The sequence below is a fragment of the Bdellovibrio reynosensis genome (genome assembly GCF_022814725.1).
GTDB lineage: Bacteria > Bdellovibrionota > Bdellovibrionia > Bdellovibrionales > Bdellovibrionaceae > Bdellovibrio > Bdellovibrio reynosensis.
Window position 1 is genome coordinate 2,010,825 of sequence record NZ_CP093442.1, and the last position, 18,419, is coordinate 2,029,243.

Here is an 18,419-nt window from a genome sequence, read left to right on the forward strand (position 1 = left end):
GAAAAGCGCGAGGACTGTCCGAAGTGAAGCCCACCTGCCACTGCAGAGGCTTCAAGCCGCAATCCAAAGCACCGATAGCATTGTGACTAGAAAGAAGAGAAAAAAGGGGAGTTGAGTCGGAGAACCTCGCGCATCCTGCGCAAAATTCTTTAGAGTGTAGCTTCGGCTCGTGTTCACAAATCATTTGTGTCTGCTGACCTTTTGCTTCTGTTTCCTGCGAGAAACTTTCGACTCTTGACCTTCCATGGTTCACGATCTCTTCCTCACCCTCCCCGCGCCCCAAACACATCCATGTGTCTGAAGCTATAACCTTAATAATATTAAATACCGTGTCATTTTGAAACACAAACTTCACAGCACGTCTAGTTCACCATGCAAAGCTCCTGCTGCTTTGATGGACTGAAGTATAGTAATCAGGTCCTTTGGCGAGACGCCAAGCTTGTTCAAAGCTTGCACTAACTCCCCAACGCTGACACCACTTTCAAGCACAGCGACTTTTTCTTCGCTGCCTTTCTTACCTTCACCAACTTTCACAGATAAAGCTCCGTGGGAAATTGCGACGCGTGAAATTTTAACTTTATCACCGATCACAATTGTGCCGGTTTTTTCATTCACAACCACACGCGCTTTCATATCAGGATTAATTTCAATCGACTCAATAGTAGCAAGCAATTCAACACCACGATTTTCATAGGCAAATGGAGTGATGATATCAATTGTTCCAGCGTCTTTTGCTGTCGCATAGTGACCACCAAGTTCCTTATTGATAGTCAAAACAGAACGAGCGGCCGTCGTGAAATCAGGATTGATTAAAGTTAAGCGATACATTTTTCTAGAAGAAAAATCCGCTGACATGTCTCTTTCGATTTGCGCACCGTTAGGAATACGTCCCACAGTCACATGGGAATCTTTGCCGTCGCCACCGATAAGAATAGATCCTTGGGCAACAGCGTAAACTTGTTCATTCGCTGCTCTTAGTGGCGTTTGCAATAAAGTACCACCTTGCAGTGAAGACGCCTCACCGATAGCACTTACTGTGATATCAATTGGATTCCCCGCTTTACCAAACGCAGGCATTGTGGCAGTGACGATAACTGCAGCGACGTTCTTACTAGAAAATTCTGGTGAATCTAGTTTCATGCCCAACTTATCAAGCATGCGCACCATACTTTTACTCATGAATTCATTTTTACCGTCGCCCGTGCCTTTAAGACCGATCACGATACCATAACCGATCAATTGGTTTTCACGCACACCACGGATGCTTGCGATATCTTTTAAGCGCGCAGCTTGCGCCCCTTCAATGGAGCCAAAGAAAAACATAGCTGCTAATGCTAGGAAAATAAAAACTTTATTCATTGGTTTTGTTCCTTCTAAGGCTGACCACGTCGTATTGAGGATCAAGAAGTTTATCCGAAGAGATTCCTTCGTCGTTAAAATCCTCAGGACGGATAAGACCGGTAACGATCACTTTGTATTCACGTTTTCCGATCATGAAAGGTTGTTGACCTTTCACGCGGTAATTTCCATCAGCCAATTTTTCTACTAAACGAGTTGGAATGCTTTTAATTTCATCCAAACTTGCTTTGTCTTCTTTCTCATCTGCTTTAGGTGCTTCAGGCTTTTTTGCTTCTGCTGAAGCTGGGGCTCTGTCGCCAGTGGCGTTTGCTGCCAACGAGTTGTTTAACTGTTGCTGCTCTTGTTCTTCCAATTGCTTCAACAATTTTTTAATAACAGAAACTTTGGTTTCAACCTGCTTCATCGCAGGTCCATCCATTTTTACATTCAAAAGGTCACCTTCTTTACGCATTTTGTTTTGCGCAAATAGGTAAGCACCTTGACCTTCCATCACCCAAGTAGAACCGGCATTGGCGCCAAGATCTGACTCTTCTTCCAGACGATTTTTAGTCATACGTTTATAGTTACGATCTGTCGGCACACCCATGTTCTGATTATCAGAATAGCGAGGAGCTGTTTTGATATTTTCTAAGCTTGGATTTTCCTGGGGGCCATTCACCAAGGCATCAAAAGTGGCGCAACCTGTAACAAGTCCTAAAACTGTATAAGCCAGGGAATATTTTAAAATAGATTTTAGGTTGAGATTTCTCATTGCAACTTCACCACACCTTTTTCAATAACAATGCCGGATAGAACTTTTTGAGTTTCTAAATTCTTAACTTTGACAAGATCCCCGACAAAGCCGTTGTCTTCAGCCTGCATGTTGACGCTAACTTCAAAGCTATCGTCGCCAAGAATGGCTTTAACAATTTGTCCTCTCTTAGCTGCCGGTTCACGTTTGAGATCAGAACTCCACACAGGAGTTCCAAGAGGAAGGGAACGAACTGCCAATTGCCCTTGGATGTCTTCAATACGCAATACCGTGTCCTTAGAATAAGTGACATCAGTCATTGCCATACGCACATCACCTGGCTGCACCCGCTCATTTTGTAAGATCAAGCGGTTGGCCACGGGGGTTAATTGGGAAACACGAATTGTTCCAGAAATCCATTTTAACTGCTTTAGATCGCCATCACGCACTGGTAGCAAAAAGCCACCTTTGCCCGTAAGTTCACTAAAATCCAGCTCCCACTGTTTGGTAGAGGGTACTGGAGTGCTTTGGATTGTGACTTTGTATTCACATTCACTGCAGCGAGTTCTTAAGTTATTTAAAAGCTTACGTTCAATTTCCTGACGCGAAATTGGGGTTTGTGAAAACGCCACATGCACTTCTGCAGGAATTTTAAAAGACGGATTTAGTTTCTTAAGTCCCGGCTCACTTTTCATTGCCGCAAAAACTTTTTTCAAGATTTCTTGGGATTCCAATTTTTGCGATAACAGTAGTTCACGGGCATCTTCTCTGATTACGATGCTTTCTAAAAAGGACAACAATTCTGGATTGGCGTTAGTCACTTCAGCGATGTCACTAAGACGCATCAATTGGCGTTGAGAAATTTCAACGCTGCTTGGAATAGTCACCTCAGGTCTGGCAAAGACCTGAAGGTTAATTAAAAAGACAAAAAGAAACAGCTTCTTCATCAATTATCTCAAGTTATTAATGGATTGAAGCATCTGATCTGAAGCTTGAATCACTTTAGAGTTCGTTTCATAAGCACGCTGGGAAGTGATCATGTTCACCATCTCATCAACGATGTTCACGTTACTTGCTTCAAGCTGACCTTGAGATAAGTAACCAGTGCCATTCAAACCAGGGCGAGACGCAATGGCCTGACCGCTTGATGGCGTTTGCGTGAATACGTTTTTACCCATGGCTTTAAGACCCGCTGGATTTACGAAATTCACGATATCAATCTGTCCAATTGTTGTAGGAGCATCATTCAAACCTTGAATCACACGCACTTCGCCAGTCGCAGCGATTTCAAGACCTGCAACATCTGGTGGAACTGTGATTTCTGGTTGAAGCACGTTACCGTTTTTATCAACGATACGGCCGTTAGGATCTTTTTTGAAAGCGCCATCACGAGTATAACCCACTTGGCCATCTGGAGTTAGAACTTGGAAAAAACCGCTGCCTTCAATTTGAAGATCTAGTGGATTCTTAGTTACTTGAGCACTGCCACCTGCGAAATCTTTTTGAATTGCAGCTGTGCGCACCCCAAGACCTGTTTGCACGCCATTTGGTGAATAAGCATTTTCCCCTGAAGCTGTGCCAGGTTCTTTTTGAGTTTGGTACATAAGGTCTTCAAACTCTGCCCGGGATCTTTTAAATCCATTGGTTGAAACGTTGGCGATATTATTGGCGATAACATCCATATTGGTCTGTTGAGCCGCCATACCCGTCGCTGCTGTATTCAAACTCTTAAGCATTCAGGAATCCTTCCAAATCCTCCATCATCATGATGAAGGTTTATTTATTAGTTCGTTTTACCAATCACATTGACCATTTTGTCGGCCATCTGATCATAAGCACTGATCGCCTTTTGCGTGCTTTCAAACACACGCTGAGTGCTGATCATATCCGTCATTTCTTGCACGATATTGACGTTTGAAGTTTCTAAAAAACCTTGTTTCACACTAGGGTTAGCAATGTTGGTCATCTCTGGAGTCATATTTGGCTTAAAGCCATATAAAGACGAACCCATCTTTTGCAAACAATCTGGATTGTTGATGTTTACTAAAGAAAGTTTGCCGACATTTTCGGTACCTTCAAAAACATCACCATTATCAGCAATTGAAATAGCACCGTTCCCCTGAACGCGGATTACTCGACCAGCAGGATCTTCACCAGGTGCACTTGCTCTTAAAACAGGATGACCTTCTTTAGTTACTAATTGGCCGTTGCCATCTAAAGTGAAGTTACCAGAACGAGTTAACTTAACGCCTGTTGGTGTCGCGATTTCAAAAAAGCCCTTACCATCAATCGCAACATCAAGACTGTTACCTGTTGGTTTTAGTCCACCTTGCGAAAAATCAGTGAAGGTTCCTTTGGTATCAACGTAACTTTTGTCGCCACCTTGCATGTTATAAAAGCTTTCGATAGCTGCGACATCTCTAGGGATTTGTGTTGTTTGCGGAGGTTTTTCGTTAGCCGTTAAGTATTCTTGAAAGAGTTGTTGATCACGCTTAAAGGCTGGCGTGTTCACGTTGGCCAAATTATTGGCGATAGTATCAAGCTTCGTACTTTGCGCCATTGCGCCACTTAAGGCTGTATAGATACCTTTATTCCCCATGAACACTCCTCCACACTTTGTAAAGCAGCAAGGCGTGTGCCATGTTTTGACATAGCAGATCTTAGTCTGGGAAAAACCTTCCTGGCTCGACTTTCATCGCGAAGGAAAAACTTGGACTCAAGTTTTTTGCGATTTGGCCGTGGATTGACCTTCGTCGATGGTGCCAGGGAATTGTCAGATCTTTGTCGACAGTGTCAAAGAATCGGCTTCATAATTAGGCTTATGAGAACGTGGGCAGCGCTTATTTTTATCTTATTTTTTAGTTCATTTGCACATGCAGAAACCAATCCTAAAGCGGCATTGGCGCAGTCAACAGCAGCCCAACCTGCCCATAAAGCGCAAACCTTAAAAGAAAAATTAAAAACGCTCACCGCAAAGTCCACCCACGTTCAATCAGACAATCTTATTTTTGATTTACCAGTCACCTACAATAAAAAAGTCAGCAAGTGGGTTTCTTACTTCCAAAATTCAAAGTGGTTCAGCAAGTGGCTGCAACGCTCTTACATGTACATGCCCTTTATTCAAATTGAATTAAAACGCGCGGGTCTTCCGCAAGATTTAGCTTACATGGTGATGATCGAAAGTGGTTTTGCTCCGAATGCAATCAGCACTGCTGATGCTGTGGGCCCTTGGCAGTTTATTGAAGCGACAGGCTCCCGCTATGGACTTAATAAAACTTGGTGGCTTGATGAGCGTCGCGATTTAAAGAAAAGTACTTTAGCTGCCATTCGTTATATCCAAGATCTTTACGGTGAATTTGGCTCTTGGTACTTGGTCGCTGCGAGTTACAACATGGGTGAAAACGGTCTTCGTCGTCAGATAAAAAAATACGGCACCAAAGATTACTGGACACTCATTAAGCTCAACGCACTTCCACAAGAAACCCAAGATTACGTTCCAAAGATTCTTGCAGCTATGCTGATTGCCAAAGCTCCGAATCTTTATGGCTTTAGAGATTTAGAAAAAATGGATCCTTTAGAGTATGAAGTTGTGTTGGTGCCCGGCGGTGTAGAACTTAATTCGTTAGCCGATCATTTGGGAGTTACCAGAAAGTCATTAAAAGATTTGAACGCCGAGCTGTATCTGGGTTACATTCCTCGTCAGGTCGAGAAGCATTTCATTCGAGTTCCTAAAGGAGCATCAAGAATTGTTTCTTCGTACGTGCACCAGATAAATCGGAAAGTTGCATTGGAATGAAACCGCTGATTGTACAAAAATACGGTGGCGCCACGCTGGCTGATCCAGAAAAAATCAAATCAGTCGCCTCTCGAGTCTGCGCACAATCAAATGAGAATTCTTTGATTGTAGTCGTCAGCGCCATGGGTAAAACCACAAATTCTTTGATTGATCTTGCGAACCAGGTTTCTGGTCATCCTCACCGTCGTGAAATGGATATGCTTTTGACCGTCGGTGAACGCATCAGTATGTCTTTGATGTCTATGGCGTTGAATGACTTAGGTTGTTCTGCCATCAGCTTCACCGGAAGCCAGGCCGGAATCTTTACTGATGATTCCCACGTCAATGCTTTTATCAAAGATGTAAAACCGTTTCGGGTGGAAGAATCTTTAAAGAAAGACCAAGTCGTTATTCTTGCGGGATTCCAAGGCGTGTCACCGCAAACAAAAGAAATCACAACGTTGGGTCGCGGTGGTTCTGATACTTCGGCTGTGGCGATGGCTGCTTCTTTCAATGCTGAGCGCTGTGAAATTTTAAAAGACGTTCCTGCGGTATTTACGGCTGATCCAAATATCGTGAAGTCAGCCCGTCCTTTGATGGAATTAAATTACGATCAGATGATGGACATGACTTTCTGGGGCGCCAAAGTTTTGCACTATCGCTCTGTGGAACTAGCAAAACAGCGCAACGTCACTTTGTACATCGGACCTGCTTCTAATAAAACATCCGACGGCACCTTGGTGAAAAAAGGATTGAATATGTTTGAAACTTGTAAAGCTCTGTCTTTGAATTCCCATGAAACTGTTGTGGGCATTCTTTGCAAAGAAAAAAATCCTGCGAAAGCACTTAAAGAATTGCAAACATTGTTTGATCAAAAGCAAATCGCCTTCCCGCAGCTTTTACAGTGCGAAATGAATGCGGATAAAACAGAGATGTTGTTAACGGGCCCCGCTGAAATCGTTCAGGCGATCAAAAAGGATTTGGCAAATCATCAGCGCTTTACCCTTTTACCAAATGATTTTTCGACTGTAACCCTGACTTGCACAGGCGCCACTTCGCCAGAGATCACTCAGAATATTTTAAACATTTTGGCTGAAAAAGAATTGCCGTCCCACCGCTTGATGATGAGTGCGATGAGCGTGACTGTCCTAGTCGATGCACCTATCCGTAAACAGGTGATCGAATCCTTACATGCTTTGATTTAGTCTAAGGCAATAACGAAGGTGCCATCACCCGATAGCGGTTTTGCACCTTTTGCCAGATATCTGAATTAGGGCCGGTGATTCCATCACGGCCATTCATACCCGACACACCTTTACGCGGATCAAACTGTCCACCTGGTAAAAACTTTCTTAAGTCAGGCCCCCCCGGCGCACCGCCAGGTCCTACAGCAGCAACGCCGCGATCACCATCTCCAGATCCACTGCTTCCGCCTGATCCAAATTGAGCGCCACCGCCACCATAAAAGCCGCCGTTAACATCAGTGCTAGTTTCTTCCAATCCCCCAGAACCTTCGCCAGAATTTGCACCACCAGCAGAGCCTCCTGATCCACCAGAGACAGGATTTCCGCTTCCCTGTTGACCATCTACACCTTCACCACCGCCTGGCGTGAAAGAACCTTGCGCGATACTTGGCAAACCACCAAGATCGGCACCATCAAACAGGGAACCTTCGCCTTTTTCAGCATTCAATCTGGAAGAAGCATCAAGTCCGCCAGCTTGGGCACTTAAAGTGCTACCCGCTTTTTGCGCATTAAAACATGCGGGATCATTGGGTGTTTTCGCGCAAATACAGACTTTGTTGGTGGATGCCATTGTTGGGTCATTACAATCTACTGCCGCTAAGTTAGTGCAGCTTGGGTAACTCGGATTCGCTGCGCAAAATTCAGGTGTTGGCGTTGCATCACCCGAAGTCAGCTCTTCACACTGAGAAGCATTAGCCGACGTATTTCCATAGTTTTGAATAGCCTGATTTGCTTGTTCCATTTTTGCTGTGAAGGCGTCGCATTTTTTTGCTTCACCTTCAGCTTGGGCGTTGAATGCAGAAAGCACGTGTTGTCCATCTGCACCTAGGCAGCGAGCATTGGCGGCAACGAAAGCTTTTGCTTTTGAACAGACTGTTTTACACGTAGAGATTTCGCTACTGCAGTTGATACGATAAGCTGCCACCGCTGCGTTTGCGGCTTGAGAAATATTAGCCATCCCAGAACACGCAGCCTGCACACTTGCTGATGTTTGTTGCCCCATCATCAATGCTAGTTGCGAAGCGCTGTCTGCAACACTTGACATGCCTTGGTCATTTTTTTCATCACAGGAATAAGCGGTGCTTTCTAACTGAGTCGTGCATTCTTCAAGAAGCTTAGTAAATTGTTCTTTACAAGTAGGAGCTCGGGGTGCTGCCGCGGGAACAGGACGACATTCATAAGGGCGAGAACGTTCAGCATCAACCGCGCTACACGCCATTCCTACTGGACATGTCATTCCAACATTACGGCAATCGGCGACGCTCAAAATAGGTTGGAATGCCTGTGCCACAGAGAAAAAAAAGAGAGAGATTAAAATAAACGAAACGCTTTTGAACATCATTCCCATAAGGGAATTATCGGAACAACTGGACCCTAACTTTACAAAAAGTTAAGGTGTTTCATTCTGAAGCACTAGGGTTCTAAACTTGGCGAAACAATGCGATAGCGGTTTTGAATCTTCTTCCAAATATCAGAAGAAGGCCCCGTAATCCCATCAATACCTTGAGCCCCTGCGATTCCTCTTAAACGTGGGTCGTATTTCCCGCCTGGTAAGAATTGGCGAAGGTTTGGACCCTTCGCACCTTTCATATTTTTGCCGTCATTCAGGTTACCGCTACCGGCGCCACTTCCAGATCCTTCACTTGCAGAAGGTTTGAAAAGACCCGCGACAGCACCAAAAAATCCACCACCGCCAGAAGATTCACCTTCTTCGGTCACGGCAGCACCATCACCTTCACCAGCGGGCCCCGTACCGTTGCCAACTGAATCTGCCATGGAACCTAAACCGACATCGCCACCTTGTTTACCTTCGACGGCGTCGCCATCACCACCAGAAGAATAAGAACCTTGAGCTATTGCAGGGAGTCCTTCTAAATCACCATCAAAGTTCATTCCGTCTGCGGATGGTTCCTTCAAGCGGCTTGATGAATCTGCCCCACCATCTGTTTGCGCACTAAATCCACTGCCTTTTTGCGTTTGAAAGCACATCGGGTCATTCGGGTTTTTCGCGCACACGCACACTTTATTAGAAGACGATTCCGGCTTTGAACAATCCACTTGGGCATCTGAAAAAGAATTATCAATGGTTGGTGCAGCCGTTTCCGCACGACCGCCAAAGGTCGCATCCGAACATCCCGTTGCGCTGGCAGCAGTTTGTCCGATATTTTGAATGGCTTGTTGTGCTTCATTCATGCGCGACTCAAACATATCGCAGCTTTTAGCGACTGTTTCTGCGTTTTGTGCCGCTTGCGGAGTTCTTGAAAAACAATGTTGGTTTTGCTGAACGTAAGTTACTAAGTTCGTGCAACTTGATTTGCAGCTTTTGATGGAAGTCGAACAGTTGGTGCGATAAGCAGCAAGGCCTGCATTAGCCGCTACCGAAACTTTCGCCATTTCACCACAGGCATTTTGAATACTTGCTTGTCCCACAGATAAAGTTAATTGGGACGCAAGATCAGAAGCACTATTAAGTTCTGGAGTATTCTTTTCATCACAGCTTGCCGTTGTTTCTTCAACTCTTGTGCTGCAATCTTGACTTAAACTTAAATACTGAGTTTCACACTCATCAATCATGCTCATTCTATAGTCGATGCAGGAATCAAAAGTTGCTGGCTGTTGGGGACCTACACCATGGCATTCATCAACCATTGAAATCGGTACGCAACGAGGTGTTACACCAAACGTTGCGCAAGTTTCACCTTGCTCGCAAGTTTGACTGCAAGTTCTTCTCGCCGCCGGCGCCGCGGATTCTGCCATTATTGTTGGGTTAGGACGTGGAGTAGGAACAGGAACTGTTTTTCGGCCGAACATGCACACATCAAACTCTGGAGTCGCTGGTCTTATCCCTTGAGCTTTGCATCTTAAAAAATCAGGATTGGATGTATGGTACATTTGCTTAAAAGTTCCATCTTTGCGACGAACAGCTCCACCTTCAGTCACTAAACATTCATTGTAAGCTGCTGTACATGTCGATGGTTTACCATTTTTGCGGTTATGGATCTCTTTACAATCATTAAAGGCTGGCATACAGCGCTGTTGACCTAACAAAGCCTGGGCAGAACTTACTGATGGAAGTAAGAATCCGAAAAACAAAAATATAAGTTTAAGATATATCAACTTCATCTCTATCTTTCTTAAGGCATTAATGTATGACTCAACACCCGGTAACGATTTTGAATTTTCTGCCAGATATCGGACCCCGGTCCCGTGATGCCATCACGCCCCGACAATCCTGACATCGAGCGAGGATCTAATTTGCCGCCAGGAAGAAACTGCCTTAAATCAGGTGGCCCTGCATTTTTTCCTGAAGCACTTCCTGGTGCGGCTGATCCACCCGATCCACCACCTTCACCACTGCTTGAACTGCTGGGTTTAAAACCACCGCCGCCATAGAAGCCACCACCTTCGCCACTTGCTTCAGCAACACCTCTATCTAAATTTTCACTGCTATTTTGACCGGCGCCTGTGATCCCAGAGCCACCGCCAGTTCCGAAGCCCCCAATACCGGGCCCGTTACCTTGACGGCCATCAACAGCATCATCAGGTCCCCCTGAAGAATATTCTGCTTGGTCAATTCTTGGTAACCCAGGAATATCGCCATCAAAATTCATGTCGCTATTATTAGAAGATGCACCCATTCGTGAGGAAGAATCAATCCCCCCAGAATTAGCTAAGGCACCTCCGCCCGCAGAATTCTGTTGATTGAAGCACATCGGATCCGACGGATTTTTCGCACACACGCAAACTTTGTTGGTGGTCGCTATAGTGGGGTTATTACAATCTACGGCTTCAACCGCTACGCAACCTGGTGCCGTAGGATTTGTCTTACATAACTCAGGGGACGCCGTGGTCGGATCACCCTTAGATAAGTTTTCACACTGAGAAGCATTTGCCGCGGTATTACCGTAGTTCTGAATCGCCTGCTGAGCTTGATTCATTTTTGCATCAAAGTTATTGCATCCTTTTGCTAAGTCTTGTCCATGCGCTAAGGCCGCCACTGACGAAGAATTTCCACCTAAGAAATAAGGACCACAAGAAGGATTCCCGCGCACGTATTCTTCAATCAACTTACACTTTGATTTACAACTGCTGATAGCGCTGCCGCAGTTAATGCGATAAGCAGCAACAGCGGCATTCGCTGCTTGCGAAAAATTAGCCATCTGCCCACAAGCCGCCTGTACATTTGAAGAAGTTTGCTGACCTAACATCAAAGCCATTTGCGAAGCACTGTCAGCAACACCTGTCATGCCCTGATCGTTTTTTTCATCACAGCTATAAGATGTGGATTCAATTTCCTTACTGCATTCATCGTAATAGCTTTGATATTCAGCCTGGCATTGTTGGGACATGCTAGGCCCCGATGACTGTGCAGAGTTTGATCTTGGCGCAGAATTATTTCTATTGTTATTCGAAGATGCGGTCGATCCGGGATTTGCAGGACGTGACGTCGGAACCGGGCCTGTTTGTGGTAATGTTGGCTGAGGAGTTGCCGGCATATAAATCGGCGGAGAATCAGCTACACATTGTGCAGGATTTGCAGCATCTGCACATTCGACCGTTGGGATAGTTGAATAACTCACTGAAACAGCGAGCGTCAACACCAAGAAAGGTAGTATACGGAGTAATGAGATTACAAAAACTTTCCAGATACTCATGAGGTAATTATCGGCTTTTCCTGGGTAATCCTGTAGAAAGTTACAAGAATTTATCATGAAGTTATGAGGTCCCCCAATATTTCAGAACTGAAATATTCGCGTCTCACCACGAGAAATAATGACAATTTCTCCTCGAAGAACTACTATTTTGGGGAACACTTTCGAAAAATTTCGGAGATAAAAAAGATGTCAAAAAATTTTCACTCATTCACTGTGAAATCTGCCACTGGTGCTGAAGTCCCCTTAGAAAAGTTTAAAGACAATGTCGTGCTTGTCGTGAATGTCGCTAGCAAATGTGGATACACTCCTCAGTATTCAGGTCTTGAAGAGATGTATGAAAAATTCAAAGCGCAAGGTTTTACTGTTCTTGCTTTTCCTTGCAATCAGTTTGGCGCCCAGGAGCCTGGCAAAGACGAAGAGATTCAAGAGTTCTGCCAATTAAATTACGGCGTGAAATTTCCAGTGATGGCGAAGGTCGATGTGAATGGTTCTAATGCAGAACCTGTATTTCAGTATCTTAAAGAGAGTGCACCCGGAATACTTGGCACTGAAATGATCAAATGGAATTTTACGAAATTTCTAGTCGGCCGTGATGGCAAAGTCTTGAAGCGCTATGCACCTCAAGACGAACCAAAAGATATGATGGACGATGTTAGCGCTGCCTTAAAAGCCTAACGAACCCCGGGGCCTCGCCTTGAGGCTCCGCCGTCCCGCGCTCCTGGTGCAACTCCCCGGCCTGGCGAACTGATACGAGGATTACTTGTTGGTGCAATCGTTGGCGCAGGAAATGGAATATGACTCATGCAGCTTCTTTCCGGCACCGATTCACAACCTAATGCTTGAGCGACACTCGGTACCGCAAGCCAAATAGACTCTAAGCGCGCCACCGTGCTTGGATAACCTTTCGGCGAACACAATTCCTTCTTACGACTTTCAAACATTCCTAAAGCGACAGCGCCGCGTTTTTCTGGATGCTTTTCAAAATACTTTCCTAAAGAGTAAGCGCCCCACACGTCGGCCATGCTTTCATAGTCAGAATGACTGTTGCAGCCAGGATCCTTATCACGGTGCTGCGCGATCTGATGGGAAGCCTCATTGCTTGGTGCTTCCCACACTTTATCTTGATCAATCAAACAACGACGAACGCGGTTTAAGGGATATCGATTTAAAGGCATCGGTTCATTGATCGTCACACCCGGCTGACTGCGCCAGCCTTCTACGATATCTGGGCGGGACATTAAAAGTCTGGCTGTCATTGAAACTGGTTCACGTGAACTTCTTAGTTCTGTTTGCAAAGCGGGATCATTATCTGGACTGTTTAAAAAATCCTGCGGCAGACGTAAGCGAGTGCGATCTTGCGCATGAAGATGGTAGCACTGAACAGCACAGGAATCGGCAGAGTGACCAATCTCATGGCCAATCATCGTGACTAAAGCAGGAAGTGGGTAATCTTTTAAGCCCTCACAAAAAGTTACAGAATGGTCTGTTGTGCTGTACGAAGCACTCACTGAAGGTTTTCCTTGGGGATCTGTTCCGCAGTTAGTAAATTTTGAAAACTTCACGGTACTAATGCGCGCATAGATGGATTTTTCTTCCGGGGAAAGTTGATCCACTGTGCGCCCCTTTAAAATAAATTCCTTCATGGAATCTTGAACTTCATTAAAAAGTTCACCCATGGATGCATCTGTCATCGGCGTTTCTTCACGAAGGTCGTCGCAGAATTTTGGATTGTTTTGTTTGATCTGATCGATTTTGCAAGAGTAAGCAAAAGCTGCCGACGAAAAACCAAAAATAAAAAAGCTCAAGAGTAGGTATTTCATAATGAGCCTTATCGGATAGGAGCAGAAAGAGCTAAAAACGGCTCAGTCTGAGACGGAAATTTCGCCCCACGCGCCGCTGCAAAATTCATTAAGAAGACGATAAATTTTCATTTTGAATTGGCAAAACACAAGGCTTGCGCAATCATCGTAGTTTACTTTTCTTTTCTACACACCAGCATTGTTGAAGTAGAGGGATCTTTTTTGCCAAGGACGAAAATATGAGTGTGCAAATTCCAACTCAAGTCATCGATTGCCAGAATTTTGTTTCTGGAAAATTTCAAAAAGGCAGTGGCCTAAAATCAGATATCATCAGCCCCTACACTGGGAAAAAAATCGGCGAGTTCCATAACTCCACTGCTGACGATGTGCAGACAGCGGTTGCCGCTGCGAAGTCCGCGCAAAAAGAATGGGCCGAAGTGCCAATGAAAGAACGCACGAAAGTGATGTTCAATCTGCGCCAAATTTTGATGCGCGATTTAGATGAAATCTCTCATTTGAAAAGTTCTGAGTCAGGTAAAAGTTTTAATGAAGGACGTGCGGGCCTTTTAAAAGGTATCGAGGTTCTTGAGTTCGCCATCGCTTTGCAAAACATGGATCTTGGTGGCAAGTCCGAAGTTTCCAGAGGTGTAACTTGTGAATACCGTCGCGAGCCTTTAGGAGTTATCGCCAACATCACTCCATTTAACTTTCCGGCGATGGTACCTATGTGGACGATTCCAATATCTTTGACTCTTGGTAATGCTTACGTGTGGAAGCCTTCCGAAAAAACTCCACTCACTTCAATGAAGATTGCGGCGGCTTTAAAAGAAGCGGGTCTTCCTGATGGTTTGTTCCAAGTGCTTCAAGGTGGAAAAGAAACAGTTGAAGCGATCATCGATCACAAAGATGTGAAAGCTGTGGGCTTCGTTGGTTCTACAAAAGTGGCGCAAGCTGTTTACGAACGCGCGACTCGCCAAGGTAAAAGAGCTTTGGCACTAGGCGGAGCTAAAAACCACATCGTCCTTTTACCTGACGCAAATCCTGAGCTTTCTGGGATCGGCATCAGTGATTCTTTCACGGGTTGTGCGGGTCAACGTTGTATGGCGGCGGCTGTTTTGCTTGCCGTAGGTAACGTTGATAAACACATTCAAAAAATTGTTGAACGTGCAAGCTCTCTTGTTCTTGGTAAAGACATGGGTGCTATCATCACTAAATCCCAAGTGGAATTTTTAAATAAAGCCATCAACCAAGCCGAAAAAGAAGGTGCCACTATTCTTCTTGATGGCAGAAAAGCAAAGGCACCCGCTGGAATGGAAGAAGGCCACTGGATTGGTCCAACAATCTTAGATCACGTAAATCCGCAAAGTGATGTCGCGAAGATTGAACTTTTCGGACCGGTATTAAGTATCGTGCGTTGCCACGATATTTCTGAAGCAATGAAAATTGAAAACAATGTGGAGTATGGAAACGCCTGCTCGGTCTTCACCAGCAGCGGAAACTTGGCTGAAAAAGTCGTGCGCATGGCTTCTACCGGAATGGTAGGGGTCAACGTCGGCGTTCCTGTTCCCCGCGAGCCCTTTTCATTCGGCGGCGTGAATGCGTCGAAGTTTGGTCACGGTGATATCACTGGACACCAGTCACTTGATTTCTGGTCAAACGTGAAAAAGGTCACCGTGAAATGGGAAAAACAAGAAGATAACAACTGGATGTCATAATAGAGGTCGATATGAAAAGATCATCACATGTCATTTTAACATCACATAACAGCCAAGTTTACAAAGACAGCCTGCCAATCAAATGGGGCGCTGCCACTGCATTAGAACGTGGTCCTGTCATTGGTTCGTTAACTGATACAACAAAACGCAACGCCATTGGAACTCACAGCGGTAGCTATACGGTTTACCGCGCCCTTTCGATTGCTCAAGGAAGATACGCAACAAACCACAAGCCTGACCTTCACAATACAGAAAGCCCGGTTAAAATTGGACCTCACGCTTCTTGGTTTGATGCAAAGAAAATGGTTTCTATTGATCCCTGGGGTTTTGACGTACCTATCCACTTCCAAAAATACTTTGCTGACGGTTATGACGTGCGCCCGACAGTGGCGGTGACACAAGCCCATTTGCAAATTCCTGAGATTTACGAAGCGGTAGATCAAGGCCGTCTGAAAATCGACGGAAAGATCATTAACGAAAACAAAGATATCAAAATCACGAAAGTGGCTTTTGAACCCGTTTGGTACCTTCCGGGTATCGCTGAACGTTTGGGCGTTGATGAAGGTGAACTAAGAAAAATCCTTTTCCAAGAAACGGGCGGCATGTTCCCTGAACTTGTGACTCGCCCGGATTTGAAAGTGATGTTGCCACCTATCGGTAACACGACGGTTTACATCTTCGGTAACCCACAAGATCTTGCAAAGCCAGATGTTGAACTTACTTGCCGTGTGCATGATGAATGTAACGGATCTGACGTGTTTGGTTCTGATATCTGCACGTGCCGTCCTTACTTGATTTACGGAATTGAAGATGCCGCAAGAACCGCACAACGTGGGGGTGTGGGTATCATCGCTTATTATCGTAAAGAAGGCCGCGCTTTGGGTGAAGTAACTAAGTTCTTAGTTTACAACGCTCGTAAACGCCAAGCGGGTGGGGATTCCGCCGCAACTTACTTCCACCGTACTGAGTGTGTGGCGGGTGTTGAAGATGCGCGTTTCCAAGAATTGATGCCAGATATCTTGCATTTCTTCGGAATCACAAAAATTCACAACCTTCATTCGATGAGCAATATGAAATACGACGCCATCGTAAAAAGCGGTATTGAAGTCGTAAATCGTATTTCTATTCCTGAAAACCTTATTCCACCAGATGCTCAAGTTGAAATCGAAGCTAAAAAAGCTAAGGGTTATTTCAATCCGGGCGCGAAAAAAACAGAAGCAGAACTAGCGGCTGTTAAAGGAAGACCGATCGATGAGTAACCACACGTACACAGAAAAAGATTTGGATTTTTTACTTTCGCCTTTGGCCATCCGCCAAAGTGCTGAAAAAATCTTTGAACTGACTGAAAAAGGCCAAACTCACTTCACTTATCATCCAGATAAATTCAATCACGTTGTAGATTATGTGGTGGATGTGATCCGTGATAACTATCCAAGCCTTGAAATTCCATTTCATTCTCGCTGGGGTCACTTCCGCGTGGGCGGCATTGATCGCGTAAAAACTCTAGAAGCTAAATTGCAAGGGCAAGATCCATTAGAAATCGCGCGCACTAAGTTTGATCTAGTCATCACCTCTGTTCTTTTGGATGCGGGTGCTGGTAACTCTTGGTCATTCCAAGAAGCTTCAAGCGGTAAGTCATTCAACCGCTCTGAAGGTTTGGGCGTAGCAAGCTTTTATCTATTCATAGATGGAAGCCTATCAAGCGATAAGAGCAATCCTTTTAAAGCAACCGCAGAAGGTCTAAAGAACCTTTCACAAAACACTTTAGAAGCTGCTTTTCAAGTCAGCGATAAAAATCCACTAGTGGGCGTGCAAGGCCGATTGTCATTGTTGAAAAACCTAGGACAAACTATTCAAGCAAAACCAGAATTATTCCCCGGCGGCAGACCTGGTGGCTTAGTGGATTACCTTCACAAACGTTATGGCAAGTCGTTAACGGGTCCACAAGTATTGCGTGCAGTGCTTGATGGTCTTGGAGATATCTGGCCAGGTCGCGTGAAGGTTGGCTCTATAAATCTAGGCGACATCTGGAATTATTCAAAAGTTCCAGGGGGCCTTGCTGCTTTCCACAAACTTTCACAATGGATGAGCTATTCGTTGATGGAACCATTGATGGATGCAGGCTTTCAACTGACTGGCGTTGAAAAACTAACGGGCTTAGCTGAATACCGTAACGGTGGACTTCTGTTGGATTTGGGTTTGATCACTTTAAAAGATCAACAACTTTTAGAACAAGCTCACCGTCCCGATTCAGAATTAATCATTGAATGGCGTGGCCTGACGGTTTCGTTGTTAGACCGTATCGGCGACAAAGTTAGAAATAAACTTAACAAAACTGATGCAGAATTCCCGCTAGCAAAGGTTCTTGAGGGCGGCACCTGGTGGGCCGGTCGTAAAGCTGCGAAAGCTTTGCGCGCAGATAGTTCTCCTCCCCTCAAAATCGAAAGCGACGGAACTGTTTTTTAAGGAGTATTTATGAATCAAGTAAAAGTTATCGACCATCCGCTATTAAGACACAAACTAGGCTACCTTCGTGACAAGGACACCTATTCCCATGAGTTCCGCGAGATCGTAAAAGAGGTTTCAAAAATTCTTGTTTACGAGGCTATGCGCGACTGGAAACACCTAGAGCCCATCGCGATTGAAACTCCGATTGCGAAGACCATGGCCGAGCGAATCGTAAAACCACCTATAGTGGTTTCTATCATGCGTGCAGGTAACGGCATGCTAGACGCTGTACTTTCAATGATCCCTCGCGCGAGCACCGGATTTATCGGTATTTACCGCGATAAATTCATTCATAATACAGTTGAGTATTATTTCAAAATGCCTCAGGACGTGCAGAATAAAGAAATTATACTCTGTGATCCTTTGATTGCCACTGCCGACACTATTGTGGCAGCTATAGACAGATTAAAAAACTATGGCGTTGGTAAGATTAAAGTGATCAGTATTCTTGCCAGCAAAACCGGTCTAGAGCGTATTTTGCACTTCCACCCTGACGTTGAAATTTATACCGTTAATATCGAAGAGCAAATCAACGAACTAGGTTACTTGGTACCAGGTCTTGGCGATGCCGGAGACCGCTTGTTCCAAACGAAATAGGTCTATTAATTTCCCGCTCCGGTCTAGCGCCGGAGCA

16 protein-coding genes are annotated in these 18,419 nt (G+C 45.0%); 7 read left to right on the plus strand and 9 right to left on the minus strand.

Features of this window, described 5'->3' with window-relative positions; all coding sequences use genetic code 11:
• Nucleotides 1-351: 351 nt before the first annotated feature.
• Genes MNR06_RS09440 through flgF form a run of 5 tightly spaced genes read right to left on the minus strand, consistent with a single transcriptional unit; the run spans nt 352 to nt 4,688 of the window.
• Complete coding sequence (locus tag MNR06_RS09440) at nt 352-1,359, minus strand: flagellar basal body P-ring protein FlgI (RefSeq protein WP_243535388.1); 1,008 nt, start codon at nt 1,357-1,359, stop codon at nt 352-354.
• Nucleotides 1,352-2,110 carry a flagellar basal body L-ring protein FlgH gene (locus MNR06_RS09445; RefSeq protein ID WP_243535391.1) on the minus strand — a complete coding sequence of 253 codons (759 nt, stop codon included), beginning with the start codon at nt 2,108-2,110 and terminating at the stop codon, nt 1,352-1,354. Before MNR06_RS09445 ends, MNR06_RS09440 begins: the two co-directional genes overlap by 8 nt.
• Nucleotides 2,107-3,036 (minus strand): flagellar basal body P-ring formation chaperone FlgA, encoded by a 930-nt coding sequence (gene flgA / locus MNR06_RS09450; RefSeq protein ID WP_243535393.1) that lies wholly within the window; start codon nt 3,034-3,036, stop codon nt 2,107-2,109. The genes MNR06_RS09445 and flgA overlap by 4 nt, the downstream gene beginning before the upstream one ends.
• Before the next feature lie 3 nt (nt 3,037-3,039).
• Nucleotides 3,040-3,825 carry a flagellar basal-body rod protein FlgG gene (gene flgG / locus MNR06_RS09455; protein ID WP_243535396.1) on the minus strand — a complete coding sequence of 262 codons (786 nt, stop codon included), beginning with the start codon at nt 3,823-3,825 and terminating at the stop codon, nt 3,040-3,042.
• Between the two features lie 47 nt (nt 3,826-3,872).
• Nucleotides 3,873-4,688 (minus strand): flagellar basal-body rod protein FlgF, encoded by an 816-nt coding sequence (gene flgF / locus MNR06_RS09460; protein WP_243535398.1) that lies wholly within the window; start codon nt 4,686-4,688, stop codon nt 3,873-3,875.
• 222 nt (nt 4,689-4,910) lie between these two features.
• On the opposite strand from flgF, the gene MNR06_RS09465 reads away from it, so the two are divergent.
• Both MNR06_RS09465 and MNR06_RS09470 read left to right on the plus strand, forming a co-directional pair.
• Complete coding sequence (locus MNR06_RS09465; protein ID WP_243535400.1) at nt 4,911-5,885, plus strand: lytic transglycosylase domain-containing protein; 975 nt, start codon at nt 4,911-4,913, stop codon at nt 5,883-5,885.
• The gene (locus MNR06_RS09470; protein ID WP_243535402.1) at nt 5,882-7,069 is read left to right on the plus strand and encodes an aspartate kinase; all 1,188 of its coding nucleotides are present in this window, start codon (nt 5,882-5,884) and stop codon (nt 7,067-7,069) included. The genes MNR06_RS09465 and MNR06_RS09470 overlap by 4 nt, the downstream gene beginning before the upstream one ends.
• 1 nt (nt 7,070) lies before the next feature.
• On the opposite strand, the gene MNR06_RS09475 is transcribed toward MNR06_RS09470, so the two are convergent.
• The 3 genes from MNR06_RS09475 to MNR06_RS09485 all read right to left on the minus strand — a co-directional run bounded on the left by MNR06_RS09475 (nt 7,071) and on the right by MNR06_RS09485 (nt 11,688).
• Nucleotides 7,071-8,345 carry a hypothetical protein gene (locus MNR06_RS09475; protein ID WP_243535404.1) on the minus strand — a complete coding sequence of 425 codons (1,275 nt, stop codon included), beginning with the start codon at nt 8,343-8,345 and terminating at the stop codon, nt 7,071-7,073.
• Nucleotides 8,346-8,521: 176 nt separating this feature from the next.
• Nucleotides 8,522-10,231 (minus strand): hypothetical protein, encoded by a 1,710-nt coding sequence (locus tag MNR06_RS09480; protein WP_243535406.1) that lies wholly within the window; start codon nt 10,229-10,231, stop codon nt 8,522-8,524.
• A gap of 11 nt (nt 10,232-10,242) precedes the next feature.
• Nucleotides 10,243-11,688 carry a hypothetical protein gene (locus MNR06_RS09485; RefSeq protein WP_243535408.1) on the minus strand — a complete coding sequence of 482 codons (1,446 nt, stop codon included), beginning with the start codon at nt 11,686-11,688 and terminating at the stop codon, nt 10,243-10,245.
• Between the two features lie 261 nt (nt 11,689-11,949).
• On the opposite strand from MNR06_RS09485, the gene MNR06_RS09490 reads away from it, so the two are divergent.
• Nucleotides 11,950-12,438 carry a glutathione peroxidase gene (locus MNR06_RS09490; protein WP_243535410.1) on the plus strand — a complete coding sequence of 163 codons (489 nt, stop codon included), beginning with the start codon at nt 11,950-11,952 and terminating at the stop codon, nt 12,436-12,438.
• On the opposite strand, the gene MNR06_RS09495 is transcribed toward MNR06_RS09490, so the two are convergent.
• Nucleotides 12,435-13,583, minus strand: a complete 1,149-nt coding sequence (locus MNR06_RS09495) for a hypothetical protein (protein ID WP_243535412.1) — start codon at nt 13,581-13,583, stop codon at nt 12,435-12,437. The genes MNR06_RS09490 and MNR06_RS09495 overlap by 4 nt on opposite strands.
• A 218-nt stretch (nt 13,584-13,801) precedes the next feature.
• On the opposite strand from MNR06_RS09495, the gene mmsA reads away from it, so the two are divergent.
• The 4 genes from mmsA to upp are packed head-to-tail and all read left to right on the plus strand — an operon-like array spanning nt 13,802 to nt 18,382.
• Nucleotides 13,802-15,277, plus strand: a complete 1,476-nt coding sequence (gene mmsA / locus MNR06_RS09500) for a CoA-acylating methylmalonate-semialdehyde dehydrogenase (RefSeq protein WP_243535413.1) — start codon at nt 13,802-13,804, stop codon at nt 15,275-15,277.
• A gap of 11 nt (nt 15,278-15,288) precedes the next feature.
• Nucleotides 15,289-16,536: a GTP cyclohydrolase II gene (locus tag MNR06_RS09505; RefSeq protein ID WP_243535416.1), complete on the plus strand. Its 1,248-nt coding sequence runs from the start codon at nt 15,289-15,291 to the stop codon at nt 16,534-16,536.
• The gene (locus MNR06_RS09510; RefSeq protein ID WP_243535418.1) at nt 16,529-17,743 is read left to right on the plus strand and encodes a URC4/urg3 family protein; all 1,215 of its coding nucleotides are present in this window, start codon (nt 16,529-16,531) and stop codon (nt 17,741-17,743) included. Before MNR06_RS09505 ends, MNR06_RS09510 begins: the two co-directional genes overlap by 8 nt.
• Before the next feature lie 9 nt (nt 17,744-17,752).
• Nucleotides 17,753-18,382 carry a uracil phosphoribosyltransferase gene (upp, locus tag MNR06_RS09515; protein WP_243535420.1) on the plus strand — a complete coding sequence of 210 codons (630 nt, stop codon included), beginning with the start codon at nt 17,753-17,755 and terminating at the stop codon, nt 18,380-18,382.
• Nucleotides 18,383-18,419 lie beyond the last annotated feature (37 nt).

Excerpts from the sequence above, each read along its gene's own strand:
- MNR06_RS09475 (WP_243535404.1), bottom strand. The coding sequence starts at position 8,345 with ATGACATGTCCAGTAGGAATGGCGTGTAGCGCGGTTGATGCTGAACGT.
- flgA (WP_243535393.1), bottom strand. The coding sequence starts at position 3,036 with ATGAAGAAGCTGTTTCTTTTTGTCTTTTTAATTAACCTTCAGGTCTTT.
- MNR06_RS09440 (WP_243535388.1), bottom strand. The coding sequence starts at position 1,359 with ATGAATAAAGTTTTTATTTTCCTAGCATTAGCAGCTATGTTTTTCTTT.
- flgG (WP_243535396.1), bottom strand. The coding sequence starts at position 3,825 with ATGCTTAAGAGTTTGAATACAGCAGCGACGGGTATGGCGGCTCAACAG.
- MNR06_RS09490 (WP_243535410.1), top strand. The coding sequence starts at position 11,950 with ATGTCAAAAAATTTTCACTCATTCACTGTGAAATCTGCCACTGGTGCT.
- upp (WP_243535420.1), top strand. The coding sequence starts at position 17,753 with ATGAATCAAGTAAAAGTTATCGACCATCCGCTATTAAGACACAAACTA.
- MNR06_RS09505 (WP_243535416.1), top strand. The coding sequence starts at position 15,289 with ATGAAAAGATCATCACATGTCATTTTAACATCACATAACAGCCAAGTT.
- mmsA (WP_243535413.1), top strand. The coding sequence starts at position 13,802 with ATGAGTGTGCAAATTCCAACTCAAGTCATCGATTGCCAGAATTTTGTT.
- MNR06_RS09465 (WP_243535400.1), top strand. The coding sequence starts at position 4,911 with ATGAGAACGTGGGCAGCGCTTATTTTTATCTTATTTTTTAGTTCATTT.
- MNR06_RS09495 (WP_243535412.1), bottom strand. The coding sequence starts at position 13,583 with ATGAAATACCTACTCTTGAGCTTTTTTATTTTTGGTTTTTCGTCGGCA.
- MNR06_RS09445 (WP_243535391.1), bottom strand. The coding sequence starts at position 2,110 with ATGAGAAATCTCAACCTAAAATCTATTTTAAAATATTCCCTGGCTTAT.
- MNR06_RS09480 (WP_243535406.1), bottom strand. The coding sequence starts at position 10,231 with ATGAAGTTGATATATCTTAAACTTATATTTTTGTTTTTCGGATTCTTA.
- MNR06_RS09510 (WP_243535418.1), top strand. The coding sequence starts at position 16,529 with ATGAGTAACCACACGTACACAGAAAAAGATTTGGATTTTTTACTTTCG.
- flgF (WP_243535398.1), bottom strand. The coding sequence starts at position 4,688 with ATGGGGAATAAAGGTATCTATACAGCCTTAAGTGGCGCAATGGCGCAA.
- MNR06_RS09470 (WP_243535402.1), top strand. The coding sequence starts at position 5,882 with ATGAAACCGCTGATTGTACAAAAATACGGTGGCGCCACGCTGGCTGAT.